Source organism: Streptomyces sp. SDr-06 (genome assembly GCF_003324565.1).
Taxonomy (GTDB): Bacteria; Actinomycetota; Actinomycetes; order Streptomycetales; family Streptomycetaceae; genus Streptomyces.
On the sequence record NZ_QOLA01000023.1, the window covers coordinates 1 to 20,154 of the forward strand.

Sequence of the window (20,154 nt, forward strand, 5' to 3'; positions counted from 1 at the left end):
CGCGCCCGTGCTGTGGAGCGGGGGTCCGCGTCAGAGGAGCCCCAGGTCCAGCAGGTGATGATCGCGGTCGTGGTGCCAGCCGTGGTGATGGTGGCAGTCACCGTCGTGATCGTGGTCGTGTGCCGCTACGCGCGGGGCGGCCTGCGGAGCCGCCTGGGCGGTCGCGGCGGCGGGGACTATGACGGCGGCGGAAAGCGCGACCACAACGGCGGCGCGTCGGATGAGGCTCACAGTGAACTCCACGTTCGGTGGAAAAAGCGGACACTCCGACGCTAGGTCGACCCTCCGGGGTTGTCGCGCTGAGCGACCGTACGGCTACTCCGTGTGTGGGCCGCCGGTGCGACCCACCCCGCTCAGTGCGCGCTGATGTCCGTGATGTCGGTGTAGCCCTCGATGTCCCGGGGGTCACGCGAACCCGGGCCCACGTAGCGGGCCGACGGCCGCACCAGACGGCCCGTCCGCTTCTGCTCCAGGATGTGCGCCGACCAGCCCGCCGTCCGCGCGCAGGTGAACATCGACGTGAACATGTGCGCCGGGACCTCCGCGAAGTCCAGGACGATCGCCGCCCAGAACTCCACGTTCGTGGCCAGCACCCGGTCGGGCCGACGCGCGTGCAGCTCGTCCAGGGCCGCCTTCTCCAGGGCCTCCGCCACCTCGAAGCGGGGCGCGCCCAGCTCCTTCGCGGTGCGGCGCAGCACCCGGGCGCGCGGGTCCTCGGCACGGTAGACGCGGTGCCCGAAGCCCATCAGGCGCTCGCCGTTGTCCAGGGCCTGCTTCACGTACGCCGTCGCGTCGCCGGTCCGCTCGATCTCCTCGATCATGCCGAGCACCCGGGAGGGGGCGCCGCCGTGCAGCGGGCCGGACATCGCGCCGACCGCGCCGGACAGCGCGGCCGCGACGTCGGCGCCGGTCGAGGCGATGACGCGGGCGGTGAACGTCGAGGCGTTCATGCCGTGCTCGGCGGCGCTCGTCCAGTACGCGTCCACCGCCTTGACGTGCTTGGGGTCCGGCTCGCCGCGCCAGCGGATCATGAACCGCTCGACGATGGACTCCGCCTTGTCGATCTCCCGCTGCGGCACCATCGGCAGGCCCTGCCCGCGCGCCGACTGGGCGACGTACGACAGCGCCATGACGGCGGCCCGCGCCAGGTTGTCGCGGGCGGTGCGCTCGTCGATGTCGAGCAGCGGCTTGAGTCCCCACACCGGCGCCAGCATGGCCAGCGCGGACTGCACGTCCACCCGGATGTCCCCGGAGTGGACCGGGATCGGGAACGGCTCGGCCGGCGGCAGGCCGGGGTTGAACGCGCCGTCGACCAGGAGGCCCCACACGTTTCCGAACGAGACGTGCCCGACCAGGTCCTCGATGTCGACGCCCCGGTAGCGAAGGGCGCCGCCCTCCTTGTCCGGTTCGGCGATCTCCGTCTCGAACGCGACGACTCCCTCAAGTCCGGGTACGAAGTCGGACATCAGGCGGCTCCTCAAGATGTGTGCGTCGGGCTGCGGGCGGCCCCTGCCGCCCCGGGTCCCTCGGTCATGCCCCGTACGGCAGTCAGGAACCCCGCCGTGGGCCCTCACGTGTATGGAGGCCACAGTGGCCCAGCCGAGAGTTTGGCGGGTCCCGCCGATGCGGGGAAGCGTGACATCCGGCACACTGCCGCAATTCGTCGGCTCAGGGTTAACGCCCCGCCGCCGCGGGCAGACTGGGCTCCCGCCGGGCGGACGGCGACGGTGCGGCAGGATGGGTGCGTGACCGACCTGGACCCCGCAGCGATGCGCGAGCAGTACCGCACCACCCTCCTCGCGGAGGAGGACCTGGCCGCCACGCCCATGGCGCAGTTCGCGCGCTGGTTCAAGGAGGCCGTGGCCGGGGGGCTGCACGAGCCCAACGCGATGGTCGTCGCCACCGCCACCCCCGACGGCCGCCCCTCCACCCGCACGGTGCTCCTGAAGTCCTACGACGAGCACGGCTTCGTCTTCTTCACCAACTACGCCTCGCGCAAGGCCGCCGAACTCACGGCCAACCCGTACGTCTCGCTGCTCTTCCCCTGGCACCAGCTGGCCCGCCAGGTCATCGTCACCGGCACCGCCTCCCGCGTCTCGCGCGAGGAGACCGAGCGCTACTTCCGCAGCCGCCCGCACGGCTCCCGGCTCGGCGCCTGGGCCAGCGCCCAGTCCACCGTCATCGCCTCCCGCGCCGAACTGACCGCCCGCTACGAGGAGTTGGCGGCCCGCTACCCCGAGGGTAGCGAGGTCCCGGCGCCCGAGCGGTGGGGCGGCTTCCGGGTCGCCCCGGAGGCCGTCGAGTTCTGGCAGGGCCACGAGAACCGCCTGCACGACCGGCTGCGGTACGCCGCCGACGGCGCGGCCTGGCGGGTGGACCGCCTCGCTCCCTGACCTGGGCCGCACGGCCCCGGGCAAGCAGAAACCCGCGGGCTCGGGTTCCTCCGGAGAGGAGCCGGCCGGACGTACCGGCGAGCCCGCGGGTCGGTGACTGCTGGGAAATTGGCCGACGTCATGCCGGCCCCGCACTAGGAGTGCGACTGGCAGGCGTCAGCCCGCAGCCACCTCACGCGTCCGGTTTGCATACATCTGTCAAACCACCTCCCTTCTCGTGTGCACCACACATTAGGCAGCCGTCCGGGGCCCCTCAACCGATTTATTCGGCGCCCGCCCGCTCCCCGGCACCGCGCTCCACACAGAACTCGTTTCCCTCGATGTCGGCCAGGGTGAGCCAGCCCGTGCCGTCCGGGCGGCGGTGGTCGGCGACGAGGGTGGCGCCCAGGGCCACCAGGCGGTCGGCCTCCTCGTCGCGGGTGCGGTCCTGGGGCTGGAGGTCGAGGTGGACGCGGTTCTTCACCGACTTGGCGTCCGGCACCGCGATGAAGAGCAGCGAGATGCCGTCGGCGGTGACGAGCGCCTCCGGGTCGCCGGGCACGTCGTCCTCGCCCAGGGAGCCGTCGAGCGCCTCGGCCCAGAAGGCGCCGAGCCGGTGGGCGTCGGCGCAGTCGATGGTCACATGACGTACGAGAGAGGTCATGGGCGTCACTATGGGCACGCCCGGCCGAGGCGTCCAGGGGCGGCCGGTAACCGCCGTCGGCCGGAAGGGATTTCGCCGAAGTCGGTGTGGGCTGCGTCACGTTCGAGTTGAATGATCCGACGTGCGTGAGTCCGCGCGTCAGCCGCGTGATGCGGCGACCACGTCCTGCAGGGGGTGCCAGGATGAGTGCTTCCCGGAGTGAGACCGCCAGTGCGCCGGTTCCGGACGGGACCGGAGCCGGGCCCGCGGGCCCGGCCGAACCCGGCGGAGACCTCCTCGCCGCGCTGCTCGACGGGATGGACGTCGCGCTGTGCGCCTTCGACGCGGACGGCGTGGTCACCCACTGGAACCGCGAGGCCGAGCGGATCCTCGGCTGGCCGTCCGAGGAGGCCGTCGGGCGCCGGGGGTTCACGGGCTGGGCGGTGCGGCCCGCCGACGCCGACGAGGTGCGCGAACGGCTGATGGCGGTGATGGACGCACCGGGCCGCCAGGTGCACGAGTTCGCCCTCCTGCGCAAGGACGGCAGCCGCGTCCTGGTGCGTACGCAGACGGCGGGCGTCCGGGGCGCCGACGGCAACCCGGCCGGGGTGTACTGCGCGTTCAGCGAGGTGCACGCGCAGATCGACCTGGAGCGGTCCATCGCGCTGAGCGAGGCGCTGTTCGAGGACGGGTCCTGGGGCGTCGTCCTGGTCGACGTGGACCTGCGGCCCACCATCGTCAACGCCTACGCCGCCCGCGCGCTCGGCACCGGACGCGCGACCCTGCTCGGGCGTCCGCTGGGCGAGTTGATCGTCCAGGGCGTCGAGGAACTGGAGGGCGCGCTCCAGCACGTCCTGGCCGAGGGCGCTCCGGCCAGCCCCGCCGAGGTGTGGGTGACGCTGCGCACCGCGGAGGGCGAGCGGCGGCGCTGCTGGCGCAGCGGATTCCTGAGGCTGGCGTCGCCGCTGGCGGAAGAACCGGTTCCGCTCGGGGTCGGCTGGCTCTTCCAGGACGTGACCGAGGCGAAGCTCGCCGAACAGGAGATGGACCGGCTCCGCTTCCGCTCCAATCAGCTGCACCGTGCCGCGCGGGCCGCCGCCGAGTGCGAGGACCCGATGGAGGCGGTGACCTGCCACCTGGACTTCGCGCTGGCCGGTTTCGCCGACCACGCGCTGGTGGACCTGGCCGTGGGGGAGCGCCTCGTACGGGCCGCGGCCACCCCGGCCGGTGCGCCGGGCCCGGCCGCGCCGGTGGTCGGCGGCGGCATCCCGGTGCGCTATCCGGCGGGCCACCCCGCGCTCCAGGCGGTCGACCGCATCGGCTCCGTCCGGGCGAGTGCGGGGGGCGCGGACGAGGAGTGGGCCCTGGAGCGCCAGTGGCCGCCCGACACGGCGCACGCCCTGTGCGCGGTGCTGCGCAGCCGGGGCCGCACCCTGGGGGTGCTGACCTTCCTGCGCACGGCGGGCCGGCCGGCCTTCGAGCGGCCGGACGCGGCGTATGCGGAGAGTGTGGCGGCGCGGGTGGCGACGGGGGTGGACCTGGCCGGGGTGGTCCCCGCGACCCCCTGACCGCCGTCCGTCCACCCGGGCGCGGGTACGGGGCCGCTCGCGCCACCCCGCCCGGGGTCCCAGCGCGTATCCGCTCCGTGGGGGGTCTTTTGTCTGCGGGCCGTGCGTGGCTGGTCGCGCCGTTCCCCGCGCCCCTGGGGGGCGGGTGCAAGGGGAGCGCTTCCTCTGCACCCTGGGGGTGTCTTCTGTCTGCGGGCCGGACGTGGTTGGTCGGGCCGTTCCCCGCGCCCCTGGCTGTCCGGTGTGGGGTGGTCGAGCGATCTCCACGCTCCCGGGGGCCGTCCTTTGTCCGCAGGCCGTGGACGGCTGGTCGCGCAGTTCCCCGCGCCCCTGGGTGTCCGCTCCGTGGGGGGTCTTTTGTCTGCGGGTCGTGCGTGCTTTCTCGCGCAGTTCCCCGCGCCCCTAGGTATCCGGTGCGGGGCGAGTGCTTTCTCTGCTCCCCAGGGGCGTCTTTGACCGCGGGCAGTGGACCGCTGGTCGCGCCGTTCCCCGCGCCCCTGGGCGCCCTGTTGGGATGGCCTTGCGGGCTTGGGGTCCCCTTCGGCCCGGGGAGGCAGAATCAGCCCCTCCGGCGTTTGAGGAGCGGGGTCCGGGGCGGAGCCCCGTGTCCGGCGGGGGCGGAGGTCCGAGAGGGGCCCGGGGCGGGGCCGGGGCACCGAGAACCCGGCGGGGCCTCAGTGGCGGAAGAAGATGCGGTCGCCGTATTCCGACATCACGCGGCCGTTCCACTCGTGGCCCCCGTCGACGTTCCCGGAACGCAGCAGCGGGGGCTCGATGCCGCGGGACACCAGGGCCTCCGCGGCCGCGGCCATCGTCGCCTGCATCAGCGCGCTGGTGACCACGGTGGACGCGGGTGCGAAGGGCGCCTCGATGCCGTCGTGGGTCAACTCGGCGTCGCCGACCGCGATCTTGCTGTCCAGCACGATGTCGCAGTGGTCGCGCAGGAACGTACCCGAGACGTGCCGCGACCTGGTGCCCTCGGCGTACGCCAGCGAGGTGACCCCGATGACCTTGAGGCCGAGCGCCCGCGCGTTCATCGCCATCTCCACCGGCAGCGCGTTGCGCCCGGACAGGGAGATGATCACGAGTACGTCGCCGGACCTGGCGGGGCTGGAGTCGAGCACCGCGCCCGCGAGCCCGTCGACCCGTTCGAGGGCGGAGCCGAGGGTGGCGGGCATGACGTCGACGCCGACCACCCCGGGCACCGCGAGGAGGTTCATCAGGGCGAACCCGCCGGCCCGGTAGACCACGTCCTGCGCGGCGAGCGAGGAGTGTCCGGCGCCGAAGGCGAAGAGCCGGCCGCCCGCCTCGACGGTGTCGGCGATCAGGGACCCGGCGGCCGCGATGTTCAGCGACTCCTCCTCCCGCACCCGTCCCAGGAGCCCGATCGCGGCGTCGAAGAACTGACCGGCCAGCTTGCTCTCGCTCATCGCCGAGGACCCTTTCCGGGGTGGGGTTACGACCGTGCGCCGATCACGGTGCGGTCTGGACCTTTCCCCTGTCAATACGGTCTCGCCGGGCGGCTGGTCAAGACGGCGACGGCCACCGCGGCACGGTTGTCAGCGCGATGCGTCAGAATTGCTTCAGGGCCAGCGGTACGACGTTTTTATGTCACAGCATCGAGGGGCACGTATGTCCGGACTGATCGACACCACGGAGATGTATCTCCGCACCATCCTCGAGCTCGAGGAGGAGGGTGTGGTCCCCATGCGCGCCCGCATCGCCGAGCGCCTGGACCAGAGCGGCCCGACGGTGAGCCAGACGGTGGCGCGCATGGAGCGCGACGGCCTGGTGCAGGTCGCGGGCGACCGCCACCTGGAGCTGACCGACGAGGGCCGCCGCCTGGCGACGCGGGTCATGCGCAAGCACCGGCTCGCCGAGTGCCTGCTCGTCGACGTGATCGGCCTGGAGTGGGAGCAGGTGCACGCGGAGGCGTGCCGCTGGGAGCACGTGATGAGCGAGGCGGTCGAGCGCCGCGTCCTGGAGCTCCTGCGCCACCCGACCGAGTCGCCGTACGGAAACCCGATCCCGGGCCTGGAGGAGCTGGGCGAGAAGGCCGAGGCCGACGCGTTCCTGGAGGACGGCATCATCAGTCTGGGTGAGCTCGACCCGGGCCCCGAGGGCAAGACGGTGATCGTGCGCCGGATCGGTGAGCCGATCCAGACCGACGCCCAGCTGATGTACACGCTGCGGCGGGCGGGCGTGCAGCCCGGCTCCGTGGTGAGCGTGACGCAGTCGCCGGGCGGAGTCCTGGTGGGCAGCAGCGGCGAGGCCGCCGAGCTCGGCGCGGACGTCGCGTCGCACGTGTTCGTCGCCAAGCGCTGACCCCTCGCGGCGCCGCGCCCGGCGGCGGTGCCGGGCGCCGTGGCCGTGGCGGAACCCCTCCGACCGGCAGCTGTGACCGAGCGTCATCGGCCCTTCTCCGTACGGCAGTTGAGCGCGCTTCGTGAAGGGTGCGGGAAGCTTGCGGGGAAGGCCGGTTTCCGGGTGGAATGGCAGCGGCCGGGCGGATCGCGTGCGAGGCTTTGCCTTGAGGCATATGACCGCAGAGGCGTGCGGCACGGGAGGGGGCGGCAGCATGGCGCCGTTCGAACCACTCGCACCACCTTCGGCGCCCGGCCCTGTCCGGGCGGCTTCGCCCGCAGACCCGCTTCGGGAAGACCAGGGCCCCGGCGCCTCGCGGCGCCGGGGCCTGTCCTCCCCGGTGACGACCCGGAGCCCCGAGCTCCCAGGGTCGACCCCCGCGGACCGTCTTCCCCGAGCGGCCCGCCTCCCGGAGAAGATCTCCCCTCGGCACGTTGGGTCAATCCTTGAGCGTGGTCACTCGAACGAGGGGTGTTGCGCGAGAGACGCGAGTTTTCGAATACAGGTTCGATACTCTGCCGTGAACTGACCACTCGGGAGCTGTCGGGGCTGAAGGGGGTGCCAGGGCACATGGTGCGGCGCATCGATGTGACGGGGGCCGGCGGGGTGCGCCTCGCCGCCTGGGAGTTTGCGGAGCAGCCCAAGGCCCGCGCGGAGACCGAGGGCGCTCCGGGTGTCTTACTGCTCCACGGACTGATGGGCCGGGCCTCGCACTGGGCCTCCACGGCCCGCTGGCTCGCCGAGAAACACCGGCCGGTCGCCCTCGACCAGCGCGGCCACGGCCGCAGCGACAAACCCGCCGACGGCCCCTTCACGCGCGAGGTCTACGTGGCCGACGCCGAGGCCGCCGTGGAGCAGTTGGGCCTCGCCCCCGTCACCCTCATCGGCCACTCCATGGGCGCCCTCACCGCCTGGCAGCTCGCCGCCAAGCGCCCCGACCTGGTCCGCGCCCTCGTCATCTGCGACATGCGCGCCTCGGCGCTCGGCGCGGCCTCGCAGCGCGAGTGGGAGGACTGGTTCAAGTCCTGGCCGGTGCCGTTCGCCACGCTGGCCGACGTACGCAAGTGGTTCGGCGAGGACGACCCCTGGGTCGAGCGGCCGAGCCCTTCGCGGGGCGAGTTCTTCGCCGAGGTGATGGCCGAGCGGGCCGACGGCTGGCGCCCGGTGTTCTCCCGCCGCCAGATGCTGACCTCGCGCGAGACCTGGGTGTACGACGCGCACTGGGAGGAGCTCGCCCAGGTCGAGTGCCCCGCGCTCGTGGTGCGGGGGCTGGACGGGGAGCTGGGCCGCGCGGAGTCCCAGGAGATGGTCCGGGTCCTGCCGCGCGGGCAGTACGCGGAGGTGGCCGATGCGGGGCATCTCGTCCACTACGACCAGCCGGAGGGGTGGCGCGACGCGATCGAGCCGTTCCTCGACGGGGTGCTCACCCCCTGAACCCCGCCGCGCCGGGGCGCCCCTTGCGCAGTTCCTCGCGCCCCTTGAAACCCGGTTTCGTCCGCGGACCGTGGACGGCTGGTCGCGCAGTTCCCCGCGCCCCCAGCAGAGTGGGCCCTGCGGGGGCGGGGGCGTCAGCCTGTGCTTACTGCTGTCAGGATTTCCGGGAGGCGGGATGCCGCTCGGGGGGCCGCCGCCTTCAGGCCCAGCCAGCTGATGAGTGCTCCGTACGCGGCTCCCAGGGGGAGCAGCAGCCACAGGGCGTCGTGGTTGGCGGACACGTGCAGCCAGATCGCCAGCGCGATCATCGGCGCGCACAGCAGCGTGCTCACGGCCATCCCGCCCAGGACCGACAGGAACGCGATGCCGCCCTGCCCGGGCGCCACGTTCTTGCGGCTGTCCTGCGGGATCGAGTACGCCAGCGTCGCCGACGCCACCGAACCCGTCGCCAGCATCGCGCCGAGCAGCGCGAGCGCCAGCCCGACGACCTCGGGCAGCTTCGCCCAGTCGCCCAGCATGCCGGCCGTCACCGCCGCCACGAGCAGGGTGTACGGAAGCGTCACGAGCAGCAGCGCCAACGCCCGGGCGCGCAGCTCCAGATAGGCGTCCCGGGTCGAGGAGATGGTCAGGAGCACCATCCAGAACGCCGAGGTGTCCTGCCCGAACTGGTTGTACATCTGCATGCCGAGCATGCCCGTGGCGAAGCACGCGAAGTAGACGGTGCCGCTGCCCTGGAGGGCGTTGAAGACCGGCACGATCAGGCCGATGGCGAGCGAGGTGATCCAGGCGGCCTTGGTCTTCGGATCCCGCCAGGCGTAGCGCAGCGTACGCAGCATCACGGTGCCGGTGCGGCCCTCGGGGAGGAGCGCGACGAGCCCCTTGCCCGAGGCGTCCTTGCGGGCGGCGTCGGCGGCCTGGAGCGTCGACCCGTCCGGCGTCGTCATCAGCTTCACCAGCGAGCGCTGCCAGGCGTACAGGAGGAGCCCCAACCCGGCCACGGCGACCAGGAGTTGGGCCACCGCGCGTCCGTACGCCCCCGCGCTCGCCGAGTCGACCGCGCCGATCGCGGAGGCCGGCGGCAGCCAGCGCACCACGTGCGCGACCGGGTCGAGGGCGGAGAGGCCCCCGGTGCGGCCGAGCCGCTGCGCGCCGAAGTTCACGAACTGGATGCCGACCGCGATGACCAGGCCGCTCAGCACGGCGAGGTCGCGACCCTTGCGCGAGGTGAGGAGCCGGGTGTTGGCGGTGGCGACGGCGCGGGCGAGCGCGACGCACCCGAGCAGCGCCAGCGGCACCGCGAGGACCGCGATCACCGCCGCGCCGGGCCCGTGCGCCACGGCGATCGCCGAGCCGAGGATCAGGCAGAGCGTGAACAGCGGTCCGATGCCCACCAGGGAGGCCGCGAGCAGCGCGCCGACCAGGGGCCGCGGCCGCAGCGGCAGCATGACGAGCCGGGTCGGGTCCAGGGTTTCGTCGCCGCTCGGGAAGAAGAGCGGCATCACGGTCCAGCCGATGGCCATCAGCGCCACGAGCAGCACGGTCAGGGTGCCGGCGTGCTCGTTGCCGCGCAGCACGATCAGGCCCAGCAGTTGCAGCGCCGCGAAGAGCAGGGCCAGGACGGCGGAGGTGATGTAGGCGGCCCGGCGTCCGCCGGACTGCCGCAGCCCGTTCCTGAGCAGCGACAGCTTGAGGCGTACGAAGAGGGGTGTCAGGGCGGTGGCGTGGGGAGCGGGCGCGGTCATCGGGCGCCGCCGAGCCAGTCCAGCGAGTCCCCGGCGTCACGGCCGCTCGCGCCGACCAGTTCGAGGAAGGCGCTCTGCAGCGAGGCCGCGTCGCCGCGCACCTCGGCCAGGGTGCCCTGGGCGCGGATGCGGCCCGCGGCCATCACGGCCACCCAGTCGCACAGCGACTCCACGAGCTCCATGACGTGACTGGAGAAGACGACGGTGGCGCCCGAGGCGGTGTAGCGCTCCAGGACGCCGCGGATGGTCTGGGCGGACACCGGGTCCACGCCCTCGAACGGCTCGTCCAGGAACAGCACTTCGGGGTTGTGCAGCAGGGCGGCGGCGAGCCCGATCTTCTTGCGCATGCCGGTCGAGTAGTCCACGACCAGCTTGTGCTGGGAGCCCGCGAGGTCGAGCACGTCCAGAAGCTGGGAGGCCCGCTTGTCGACCTCGGCGCCGGGCAGACCGCGCAGCCGCCCGGAGTAGCCGAGGAGTTCGCGTCCCGAGAGCCGCTCGAACAGGCGCAGCCCCTCCGGCAGCACGCCGATGCGGGACTTCACGGCGACCGGGTCGCGCCACACGTCGTGCCCGGCGACCTCGACCGTGCCCTGGTCCGGCCTGAGGAGCCCGGTCACCATGGACAGGGTGGTGGTCTTGCCCGCGCCGTTCGGGCCGACCAGACCGATGAACTTGCCCGCGGGCAGCTCCAGATCGATCCCCGCGACCGCGATCTGCTCCCCGAAGCGCTTCCACAGTCCCTGGACGCGTACGGCGGGCGGCGCCGTACGCGCTCCGCCCACCGTGTCCGCCGAAGTCTCGGATGCCTGGTCCGGCATGCTGATGCCTTTCGTCCCCGTGATGATGCCTACCTGGACACCATAGGAGCCGGGGGCGGCACGAGCGCTAGGGGCGGCGTGACCTCGCCGCGGCGGCCTCGCGTCCACAGGCGTAGGCGAGCGGGCTGATCAGCTCCTCGGCGTCGGGCAGCCAGCGGTTCGCGGGGGTCGGGCGGCGCGCCCACTGCACCGCGCCCGACCCGCCGACCCGGGTCGGCGGCGCCGCCACGTAGTCGCCCTCGCCGCGCGTGATCAGGTCGACCGAGGCGGGCGTCCACCCCAACTTGCGGACGAGATCGGGGACCTTGGCGCCCGCGCCGGGCAGCACGAAGAAGAGCATCCGGCGGTCGGGGGTGCAGGTGACCGGGCCGAGCGTGAGCTCCATCCGCTCCATGCGGGCCAGCGCGAGGAACCCGGCCGACTCCGGTACGTCGATGGCGTCGAAGGTGCGCCCGGTGGGAAGCAGGATCGAGGAACGGGGGTGCTTGGACCACAGGCGGCGGGCGGCGACCGCGCTGCCGGTGGCCTGCGTCGCCCAGTCCGGCCGGGCCGGGTGCGCGCCCGGTTTCGGGCACGCCGTGTCACCGCACGAGCAGCGCTCGACCCCTTCGTCGGCCTCCAGGAAGGTGCCGGGGAAGACGTCCCAGTGCCGCTCCTCCGCATACCGTACGGCGCTGTCCAGGAGCTGTTCGCCGCGCTGCTTGGGGATCTGTGCGGATTCCGTATCCGTGACCGTGCCTGTGATGGTTTCTTCCACGACGGACTCAACTCCGCCCACCACCGAGGGTTACGGGCGCGGCGAGCGTGGGATCAGCGGTATCGGTCCTGCATATGGGGCGCATGGGTGCATGGGCGGGGGCGCGCGTGGGGCTGTGTGTCGGTCGGCGGGTAGCCATATGCGGGGGAAGCACACAGGAATTCTGGCAATGACGCCATATTCCCGATTCCCCTCGTTTCTCTGCATATTCGCAGGGCAGTGATCACTGTGCTGATCACTGCCGCTCCAGGGGGTTCTCATGGCAGCCAGGCCTCTCGTCGCCCGCCAGCCCAACGAACGGCTGCAGGCGCTCATCCAGGAAGCCGGATGTTCCAACGCCGGCCTCGCCCGCCGCGTGAACATGGTCGGCGCCGAGCGGGGCCTCGACCTCCGCTACGACAAGACGTCCGTGGCGCGCTGGCTGCGCGGACAGCAGCCGAGGGGGCGGGCTCCCGGCATCATCGCGGAGGCGCTCGGGCGCAAGCTGGGCCGCACGGTCACGATCGACGAGATCGGCATGGCCAACGGCAAGAACCTCGCGTCGGGGGTGGGGCTCCAGTTCTCGCCCACCGTCCTCGGCGCCATCGAGCAGGTCTGCGAGCTGTGGCGCAGCGACGTGGGGCGCCGCGACTTCCTGTCCGGCTCCACCGTGGCGGCCTCGGCGCTGGTCGAGCCGAGCCGGGACTGGCTGATCACCGGGGCAGACGCGCAGGTGGCGCGCAACGCGGGCCAGCGCGTGGGCACCGCCGACGTCGAGGCCGTCAAGGCGATGACCGAGGCGCTGGTGCAGCTGGACCACCGGTTCGGGGCGGGCCATGTGCGCCCGGTCGTCGTCCACTACCTCAACAGCGTCGTGTCCGGCCTGCTCGCCGGGTCCTACCGGGAGTCCGTGGGGCGGCAGTTGTTCGCGGCGGTCGCCCGGCTCACCGAACTCGCCGGGTACATGGCCGTCGACACCGGCCAGCCCGGCCTCGCCCAGCGCTACTACATCCAGGCGCTGCGGCTCGCCCAGGCCGCCGACGACCGGGGTTACGGCGGCTACGTCCTGGCCGCGTCCATGAGCCACCTCGCCGCCCAGCTCGGCAACCCGCGCGAGATCGCCCAACTGGCGCGCGCCGCACAGGAGGGCGCGCGCGGCCGGGTCACCCCGCGCGCCGAGGCGATGTTCTACGCGGCCGAGGCGCGCGGGCACGCGCTGCTCGGCGACGCCCGCACCTGCCAGGCGGTGGCGGGCCGGGCGCTCACCGCGCTGGACGCGGCGGACCCCGGGTCCGGCGACGACCCGGGCTGGATCGCGCACTTCGACCACGCCTACCTCGCGGACGAACTCGCCCACTGCCACCGGGACCTGGGCCAGCCGGAGGCGGCGGCCCGGCGGGCCGAGGAGTCGCTGGCCGGGCACCCCGAGTCGCGGGCCAGGCGGCGCGCCATCGGCCTCATCCTGCTCGCCACCGCGCAGGTCCAGCAGCGCGAGGTCGAGGAGGCGTGCGCCACGGGCACCCGCGCGGTGGAGCTCCTGTCCACGCTGCGCTCCAACCGGGGCGCGGACTATCTGGAGGACCTCCAGCAGCGCCTGGAACCGTACGGGGACGAGCCCGCCGTGCGGGAGTTCGGGGAGCGTCTGGAGGTCCAGGCGGCCTGAGGGGAGCGGGTTGAGGGAGGGCTTGGCAAGGGCGTAGGGGCACCCGGTAGCGTGAACCGACGATTCCGTAGGTCCACGTACAGGAGTTCCGGTGACGCAGAGCCGACAGGGTGACGAGCCGCAGCTTCCGGCTGTACGGCCCGCGCACGAGGGCGTCGTGCTGCCCGCCGACGGAAGCGGCCCCCGTGCCGGGGAGCCGTTGCCCGCGCCTCCTGGAGCCCAGCCCTGGGATCAGCCCTGGGGCCCCCAGGGCCACGCCTCGCAGCCGCCGCCTCCCCTCGCCCGGCCGCAGGGACCGGCGACGATCGGGCAGCCCCTCCCGCCCGAGAACGGCGGCCGGGACGCGGACGCCACGCAGTACATAGCGCCCGTGCCCGGCGACTCCGGCAGCGAGGCCACGCAGTACCTCGCGCCAGTGCCGGGCGGTAACAACGGGGACTCCGAGGCGACCCAGTACATCGCGCCCATGCCCGGGAGCTCCGGCAGTGAGGCGACGCAGTACATCGGGCCGCTGCCGGGCGGTCATGGGGACTCGGAGGCGACGCAGTACATCGCGGCCGCGCCCGGGAGCTCCGGCAGTGAGGCGACGCAGTACATCGCGCCCGTGCCCGCCGGTTCGGGCGGTGAGGCCACGCAGTACATCGCCCCGGTCTCCGGCCGGGCCGGAGCGCTGCCGCCGGAGCACGCCGGCGAGTCGACCGCCTTCCTCGGCGCCCAGGCCCCCGGCCAGGACGCGGGACCGACCCAGATGCTGCCGCCGGTGCCCCCGCCCCCGCAGGACGCGCCGTACGGGATACGCCCGGGCGCTCCGGGTGAGCGGCAGCCCCCCGCCGAGTTCGACAGCCTCTTCCGGGCCGACGGGCCGCCCCAACAGGGCGCCGAATCCGCCCAGTTGCCGCGCTTCCAGCCCTCCGTCCCGCTGAACCGGCCCCAGTCGCAGGCGCCCTACCAGCCGCCGCAGGCGCCGGGGCCGCAGTTCGCGGCGCAGCCCCCGTACCAGGAGCCCGGCGGGCAGCCGTCCGGGTACGGGCCGGAGGCGCCCCGGCGCAAGTCGCGGGTCGGCCTCATCGCCGCCGTGGTCGTCGGCTGCGCTGCGATCGGGCTCGGCGCGGGCGCGCTGCTCAGCGGCGGCGGGGACGACGCCAAGAAGGACGACAAGCAGCCCGCGGGCGTCAGCTCGCCCGCCACCGGCGACGGCGGCGGCGCCAAGGCGGCCGACGACCCCGCCAAGGCGCAGGCCGAGGCGCTGGACAAGGTGCTCGCCGACAGCGGCAACAGCCGGGACGCGGTGATCGGCGCCGTCGCCGACATCCGCAAGTGCGACAAGCTCGACCAGGCGGCCGCCACGCTGCGCTCGGCCGCCAAGCAGCGCGGTGACCTGGTGACGCGCCTGGGCCAGCTCTCCGTCGACAAGCTGCCGAACCACGACCAGCTCTCCGCCGCGCTCACCAAGGCGTGGCAGTCCTCGGCCGCGGCCGACGACCACTACGCGGCATGGGCGGACGCGGTCGCCGGTGACAAGGGGAAGGGCTGCAAGGACGGGCACGCCAAGCGGACGAAGGACGCGGGCCTCGGCGACAAGGCGAGCGGTGACGCGACCAAGTCGAAGCAGGAGGCCTCCGGGCTCTGGAACGCCATCGCCACGAAGTGGAACCTGACCAAGCGTGGAGCCACCCAGCTCTAGCGCGCGGGCGTCCGTGCTTCCGCCCGGTGGTCCCCGGGCGCGGGCCGTCAGGGGCTGGTCGCGCCCGGGTGGCGGAACGCGCCGGGGCACGGCCCCGCGCCGCGGTCAGCCGTTCGCCGCGGTGTTCTCCAGGGTGGAGCTCACGTCCACGAAGCCCTTCTTCAGGGAGACCAGCCGGCCGTCGCGCACGACCTGGAACGTGGCCTGGCGGTTGACGATGCGGGGGAAGTCCGGAGCCGCCAGCATGTCCTCGAAGCGCCAGCGCAGGTCGGGGGTGAGGCCGCCGGTGTTCACACTGACGCCCTTGTTGAGCGCGCGCACCACGTCCACGGCGCGCACCGAGTCCTGGCCGAGCGACTCGACGACCTTCTTCAGGGCCGTGTACGCGATCCACGTGGTCTGCACCCCGGCGTCCGCCGCGTCGATCGCGTCGTCCCCGAAGGCCTGTTCGCGGATGACCTTCTTCATCGGGTCCCAGCGCGGGTCGTCGGCCTCCGGATACCAGCCGGTGACGTACGCGCCCTCGAAGGGGCCGTCCTTGCCGCCGGTGCGGTCGATGAGCGGCTGGCCGATGGAGCCGATGACGGACGCCACCCGCACCTTCTGGTCGTCGCTCTCCACCCGCCGGAAGGAGTCGAAGAAGGTCTCTGTGCGGTCGCCGAGCACGGCCGTCACGCAGCCCTTCCGCGCCTTCTGCCCGGCCGCCTTGCGACCGAGCCGGTTCACCTGCGCGGGATCCGCCCCGGCCTGCGCGAGGGCGCGCTGGGCCTCGGCGGTGTAGTCGCCGGCGTCCTCGGTCGTACGGATGTCGGCGACCGGCTTGCGGTGTGCGGCGAGCAGCCCGGCGTTGAGCAGGGTCGGCAGCACGTCGCCGGCGATGGTGTCGGGGCGTACCAGCGAGACCGCTTCGCAGTCCGGGGCGAGCTGCTGTCCGCTGCCCGCGATGAGAGCGGCCTGGCCGCCGTTGACGGGGTAGGACAGCGCGCTGGTGAACTCCTGGTCGGATATGCCGTATCCGCCGAGGTAGGGGATGCCGGCCACTTCGAGGGAGGGCATGAAGGCGCTGCCGTACTGGCTGTAGGAGCCGACGACGGCGACCGCCTTCTCCTTCACCGCGCGGCGTGCGCAGTCCGAGGCGCCGGTCGCGGTGTTGTGCTCGTTGCAGGTGTGGACGTTCAGCTCGTGGCCGTCGATGCCGCCGTTGGCGTTGACCCAGCGGGCGAACGCCTTCGCCATGGCGGGCATGCCGGGGGTGTTGGTGGCCGAGGTGCCGTCGGGGGCCCAGGTCATCACGGTGATGGGCTCCCTGGAGCCCCCCGCGACTCCAGGGAGTACACCGCAGCCGGTCAGGGCGCCGACGCCGACCGCCGAACACGTGGCGAACACGGCGGCCTTCGAGCTGATCGAACTGATCGAGCGCCAGGGCCTGGTCGAGCCCCGAGGACGCCGCCATCCGTAACCGGTCATGTGCCCACACACTTCCGCCTCATGGGTAACGGCGAAGTGAGCATGCTTCAACGCAGGGTGACACAAAGGTGAATTGCAGGGGCCGGTCGGGCGGCGATCGTGGGGAACGTACGATCGAAAACGTGCAGCAAGGTTCAGCAAGCCCTTCCCGTCGCGGCCGTCGCTCCTCCACCATGGGCGGCATGCCGTTGAATGACATGCCGTGGTGGCGCTGGCGTACGAACGTACGGTCCGCGCTGCACATGCTCTCCGACCCCGTCTTCCACGAGGAGACCTGGCTGGCCGGGCGCGAGGGGTTCGGGGACGTCACCGACGCCGTGTACCGCCTGGTCGAGGACACCTGGCTGGACAACTGGTCCGCCGAGAAGTACGTCGGCACGATCTTCCGCGACTCGGGCGAGGCCGCGCTCGTCGACCTCGCCGTCCTGCGGGTGCTGCGCATCATGCACCAGGTCGGCGCGGACGCCCCGGTCTCCGCCTACCTCGCGCACCACGCCTGGCCCGAGGCCGTGCGGGCGGCGCGTGAAGCGCACGTGCGGCTCGCGCAGAGCGACGGCGAGGACCCCGACGCGCCGCCGCGCTCCCTCGAAGTGCTGCGCATCCTGACCCGTTCGGCCTGAGGTCCGGATCCTGGGCCGGAACCTGCGCGGGTGCCGGATTGTGGCATCCTGCCTGGATGACTGACCAGTACGTCCTCACGCTCTCCTGTCCGGACAAGCAGGGCATCGTGCATGCCGTGTCGAGCTACCTGTTCATCACGGGATGCAACATCGAGGACAGTCAGCAGTTCGGAGACAGCGACACGGGTCTCTTCTTCATGCGGGTCCACTTCTCGGCCGAGGCCCCGGTGACCGTCGACAAGCTGCGCGCCAGCTTCGCGGCCGTCGGCGACTCCTTCCAGATGGACTGGCAGATCCACCGCCCCGAGGAGCGGATGCGGATCATCCTCATGGTGTCGAAGTTCGGGCACTGCCTGAACGACCTGCTGTTCCGCTCCCGCTCCGGCGCGCTGCCGGTGGAGATCGCGGCGGTCGTCTCGAACCACACCGACTTCGCCGAGCTCGTCGCGTCCTACGACGTGCCGTTCCACCACATCCCGGTCACCAAGGACACCAAGGCCGCGGCCGAGGCGCGGCTCGTGGAGCTGGTGCGCGAGGAGCGGGTCGAGCTGGTGGTGCTCGCGCGCTACATGCAGGTGCTCTCGGACGACCTGTGCAAGGAGCTCAGCGGGCGGATCATCAACATCCACCACTCGTTCCTGCCGAGCTTCAAGGGCGCCAAGCCCTACCACCAGGCGCACGCGCGCGGCGTGAAGCTGATCGGCGCGACCGCCCACTACGTGACGGCCGACCTCGACGAGGGGCCGATCATCGAGCAGGAGGTGGAGCGCGTGGGCCACGAGGTCACCCCCGCCCAGCTCGTCGCGATCGGCCGGGACGTCGAGTGCCAGGCGCTGGCGCGGGCCGTCAAGTGGCACGCCGAGCACCGCATCCTGCTCAACGGCCGCCGTACGGTCGTCTTCGCGTAACCCGTACGCGGGCGAGCCCCCCCCCGAGGGCTCAGAGCCCGCTCAGAGTCGGCTCAATGAGGCGGCCGCGAACAGGACGTCCCTGATGGCCTCGCGGTCGCCGAGCTGGCCCGCGGCCGCGTCCTGCGGCGGCACGTGCCCAGCGGCCAGTTTGCAGAACTCCACGCCGTCCAGGGCGACATGGGCCACCTCGTGCTCGGGCGAGGCGACGGCCGCCGGGGAGTCGAGCGCGATGTGCCAGTCGCCGCCGCCCACGCCCTCGATCTCCAGGCGCAGCGAACGGCCCGGGGAGCCCGCCGTGACCAGGCCGCGCGGCGGCGCGGCGAGCCCCGCCCGGCGGCGGTCGGCCAGGACGGCGGGCAGGATGCGCGCCGCCAGGTCGATCATGCCGTGCAGATGCGTCCCGGACGGCGGGTCGTACGGATAGTCCACGGCCTCCGCGATGTCCCCGGCGTGGATCCAGCACTCGAAGGCCCGGTCGAGCATCGCGTCCTGCAGCGGCAGCGCGAACTCCCCGTAGCACACGTCCAGTTCGGCCGCACCCCGGCCCGCGAAGGACACCGTGCGGATCAGCGTGTGGGACTGCTCGCGCCAGGGGTCGCGGACCGTGCGGGTCAGCGGGTACTGCCCGGCCTGCCACAGTGCCTCGGTGCGCGCGGTGGGGCCGCCCGCCGCGGCCTCGGCGTCGAGCGGCACCGGCTCGTCGAGACCGAGGGCGGTCGCCACCAGCGCGTCGACGGCCATCAGGTGTCCGATGACCCCGGCGACCGTCGTCCGCCGGGTGGCCCGGCGCTCCCGCTCGAACCACTTCAGACGCACCGGCGCATGCCACTCGGCGTCCCCGAAGTCGTTGAGCAGCGCGTCGAGCCGGGCGGCCTCCGCGTCGTACGGGGCCGCCCAGGCGGGCACCGGAATGCGGGCCGGGCGACGGCCCAGGCAGTTTTCCAGGACGCGGGCGCGCAGCATCGGGTCGAGGTCGAGACTGCGCTCCGCCTGGAGCAGCCCCACCGCGTCGCGCAGCCGCAGCGCCTCGTCCGCGCAGGGCGCGCACTCGGTGAGGTGCGCCTCGACGGCGTCGGTCTCCTCGGCGGAGCACGCGGCGAGCGCCCAGGCGCCGAGCAGCGACTTCAGCACGGTGTGCGAGGGCGGCGCGGCTTCCCGCGGGACGGGTTCGTGCGCCGTCGCTTCCTGGGGGGCGGCTTCGGGGCCCGTCGGCCCCGCCTCGGCGGTGGACGGTTCGCCGTCCGCCGCGGCTTCCGGCTCCGCGCCGGGATCCGTCGAGCCGCGCGGTGCGGGCTCGGGGCCCGGCTCGGGCTCGGTCGCGCGGGGCGGTTCCGGGGACGCCGGGAGGAAACGGTTTCCCTCGCGCGGCCCGGGCACGAACGCGCCGGAGCCCCGCTCGCCGCCCGTCAGGTCGTCGCCCGCCGCCCGCGGTGACGGTATGCGCGGGGTGTTCTCGTCGTCGGGCGTGGGCTCGCCCTGCTCCATCGGCCCGCTCACAGCGCCCGTCCGTATCCGGGCGGCGCGGCTCCTTCCGGCGGCCGGGTGATGGCCGAGGAGAGCAGTTGCAGGCCGAGCCGCAGGCGCCGGCGCGCCTCGTCCTCGGTGATGCTGAGGTCGGCGGCGGCCTGCCGGTAGTCGCGGCGCTGGAAGTAGGCGAGCTCCAGGGCGGCGCGCAGCGGGGCGGGCATCGACGTCACGATGTAGTCGGCGCGGGCGGCCGCCGACGCGCGGCGCACCTTCAGCTCCAGCTCCTCGGTCGAGCAGCCCCCGCCGTTCTCCGCGTACGAGGACGCTTCGTCCTGGCGCAGGCGCTGCACGGCCTGGCGCTGGGTGAGCTTGGCGACCCAGGAGCGCATCGAACCCTGCTTGGGGTCGTAGGCGTCCGGGTTCTCCCACACGTACCCGAAGACCTCGCGGGTGATCTGGTCCGCCGCGGCCTCGTCGCTGAGCACGCGGTGGGCGAGGCTGTGCACCAGGGAAGCGAACCGGTCGTAGAGCTCGCCGAGCGCGGCCGCCTCGCCGCGCGCGAGCCGCTGCTGCATCCGGCGGTCCCACCGAGGTGGTGCGTCCTTCGGCATAGGCTCCCCAACCCTGTCGTCCCCGTCTGTGCCCCTGTGCGCCCGTCCCTGTGT

18 protein-coding genes are annotated in these 20,154 nt (G+C 73.1%); 8 read left to right on the plus strand and 10 right to left on the minus strand.

Annotation, left to right across the window (positions count from 1 at the left end; all coding sequences use genetic code 11):
• Window positions 1-30 precede the first annotated feature (30 nt).
• A complete protein-coding gene (locus tag DT019_RS39210; RefSeq protein WP_147267368.1) occupies window positions 31-231 on the minus strand; it encodes a hypothetical protein in 201 nt (66 codons plus the stop codon).
• Window positions 232-353: 122 nt separating this feature from the next.
• The gene (locus tag DT019_RS32050) at window positions 354-1,466 is read right to left on the minus strand and encodes a citrate synthase 2 (RefSeq protein WP_114040481.1); all 1,113 of its coding nucleotides are present in this window, start codon (window positions 1,464-1,466) and stop codon (window positions 354-356) included.
• Between the two features lie 303 nt (window positions 1,467-1,769).
• Here DT019_RS32050 and pdxH point away from each other — a divergent pair, with 303 nt between their 5' ends.
• On the plus strand, window positions 1,770-2,393 hold the full coding sequence (pdxH, locus tag DT019_RS32055; RefSeq protein ID WP_114040564.1) for a pyridoxamine 5'-phosphate oxidase: 624 nt from the start codon (window positions 1,770-1,772) through the stop codon (window positions 2,391-2,393).
• 262 nt (window positions 2,394-2,655) lie between these two features.
• Here the strand turns inward: pdxH and DT019_RS32060 are convergent, their stop codons facing one another.
• The gene (locus DT019_RS32060; RefSeq protein ID WP_114040482.1) at window positions 2,656-3,036 is read right to left on the minus strand and encodes a VOC family protein; all 381 of its coding nucleotides are present in this window, start codon (window positions 3,034-3,036) and stop codon (window positions 2,656-2,658) included.
• 182 nt (window positions 3,037-3,218) lie between these two features.
• Here DT019_RS32060 and DT019_RS32065 point away from each other — a divergent pair, with 182 nt between their 5' ends.
• Window positions 3,219-4,583: a PAS domain-containing protein gene (locus DT019_RS32065; protein WP_114040483.1), complete on the plus strand. Its 1,365-nt coding sequence runs from the start codon at window positions 3,219-3,221 to the stop codon at window positions 4,581-4,583.
• A 674-nt stretch (window positions 4,584-5,257) separates the two neighbouring features.
• Here the strand turns inward: DT019_RS32065 and DT019_RS32070 are convergent.
• Window positions 5,258-6,013 carry an SIS domain-containing protein gene (locus DT019_RS32070; RefSeq protein ID WP_114040484.1) on the minus strand — a complete coding sequence of 252 codons (756 nt, stop codon included), beginning with the start codon at window positions 6,011-6,013 and terminating at the stop codon, window positions 5,258-5,260.
• A 202-nt stretch (window positions 6,014-6,215) separates the two neighbouring features.
• On the opposite strand from DT019_RS32070, the gene DT019_RS32075 reads away from it, so the two are divergent.
• Entirely contained in the window at window positions 6,216-6,908 is a 693-nt protein-coding gene (locus DT019_RS32075; RefSeq protein WP_100573958.1) for a metal-dependent transcriptional regulator, read from the plus strand.
• Between the two features lie 609 nt (window positions 6,909-7,517).
• Window positions 7,518-8,381: an alpha/beta fold hydrolase gene (locus DT019_RS32080; protein ID WP_114040485.1), complete on the plus strand. Its 864-nt coding sequence runs from the start codon at window positions 7,518-7,520 to the stop codon at window positions 8,379-8,381.
• Window positions 8,382-8,515: 134 nt separating this feature from the next.
• Here the strand turns inward: DT019_RS32080 and DT019_RS32085 are convergent, their stop codons facing one another.
• From DT019_RS32085 to DT019_RS32095, 3 genes are all read right to left on the minus strand, one after another.
• Complete coding sequence (locus DT019_RS32085) at window positions 8,516-10,123, minus strand: transporter (protein ID WP_114040486.1); 1,608 nt, start codon at window positions 10,121-10,123, stop codon at window positions 8,516-8,518.
• Entirely contained in the window at window positions 10,120-10,941 is an 822-nt protein-coding gene (locus DT019_RS32090) for an ABC transporter ATP-binding protein (protein ID WP_114040487.1), read from the minus strand. Before DT019_RS32090 ends, DT019_RS32085 begins: the two co-directional genes overlap by 4 nt.
• Window positions 10,942-11,008: 67 nt before the next feature.
• Window positions 11,009-11,698, minus strand: coding sequence for a bifunctional DNA primase/polymerase (locus DT019_RS32095; protein WP_114040488.1), 690 nt, complete (start codon window positions 11,696-11,698; stop codon window positions 11,009-11,011).
• A 259-nt stretch (window positions 11,699-11,957) separates the two neighbouring features.
• Here DT019_RS32095 and DT019_RS32100 point away from each other — a divergent pair, with 259 nt between their 5' ends.
• Both DT019_RS32100 and DT019_RS32105 read left to right on the plus strand, forming a co-directional pair.
• Window positions 11,958-13,340, plus strand: coding sequence for a transcriptional regulator (locus DT019_RS32100; protein WP_114040489.1), 1,383 nt, complete (start codon window positions 11,958-11,960; stop codon window positions 13,338-13,340).
• A 91-nt stretch (window positions 13,341-13,431) separates the two neighbouring features.
• On the plus strand, window positions 13,432-15,024 hold the full coding sequence (locus DT019_RS32105; RefSeq protein WP_114040490.1) for a hypothetical protein: 1,593 nt from the start codon (window positions 13,432-13,434) through the stop codon (window positions 15,022-15,024).
• Between the two features lie 105 nt (window positions 15,025-15,129).
• On the opposite strand, the gene DT019_RS32110 is transcribed toward DT019_RS32105, so the two are convergent.
• Window positions 15,130-16,491 carry an ABC transporter substrate-binding protein gene (locus DT019_RS32110; protein ID WP_114040491.1) on the minus strand — a complete coding sequence of 454 codons (1,362 nt, stop codon included), beginning with the start codon at window positions 16,489-16,491 and terminating at the stop codon, window positions 15,130-15,132.
• A 173-nt stretch (window positions 16,492-16,664) separates the two neighbouring features.
• Between DT019_RS32110 and DT019_RS32115 the strand changes: the two genes are divergently transcribed.
• Window positions 16,665-17,111 (plus strand): SCO4402 family protein, encoded by a 447-nt coding sequence (locus DT019_RS32115; RefSeq protein WP_114040492.1) that lies wholly within the window; start codon window positions 16,665-16,667, stop codon window positions 17,109-17,111.
• A 56-nt stretch (window positions 17,112-17,167) separates the two neighbouring features.
• Entirely contained in the window at window positions 17,168-18,019 is an 852-nt protein-coding gene (gene purU / locus DT019_RS32120; protein ID WP_114040493.1) for a formyltetrahydrofolate deformylase, read from the plus strand.
• A gap of 42 nt (window positions 18,020-18,061) precedes the next feature.
• Here the strand turns inward: purU and DT019_RS32125 are convergent, their stop codons facing one another.
• Together DT019_RS32125 and DT019_RS32130 are read right to left on the minus strand one after the other, a co-directional pair.
• Window positions 18,062-19,507 (minus strand): zf-HC2 domain-containing protein, encoded by a 1,446-nt coding sequence (locus tag DT019_RS32125; RefSeq protein WP_114040565.1) that lies wholly within the window; start codon window positions 19,505-19,507, stop codon window positions 18,062-18,064.
• A gap of 8 nt (window positions 19,508-19,515) precedes the next feature.
• On the minus strand, window positions 19,516-20,100 hold the full coding sequence (locus DT019_RS32130) for a sigma-70 family RNA polymerase sigma factor (protein WP_114040494.1): 585 nt from the start codon (window positions 20,098-20,100) through the stop codon (window positions 19,516-19,518).
• Window positions 20,101-20,154 lie beyond the last annotated feature (54 nt).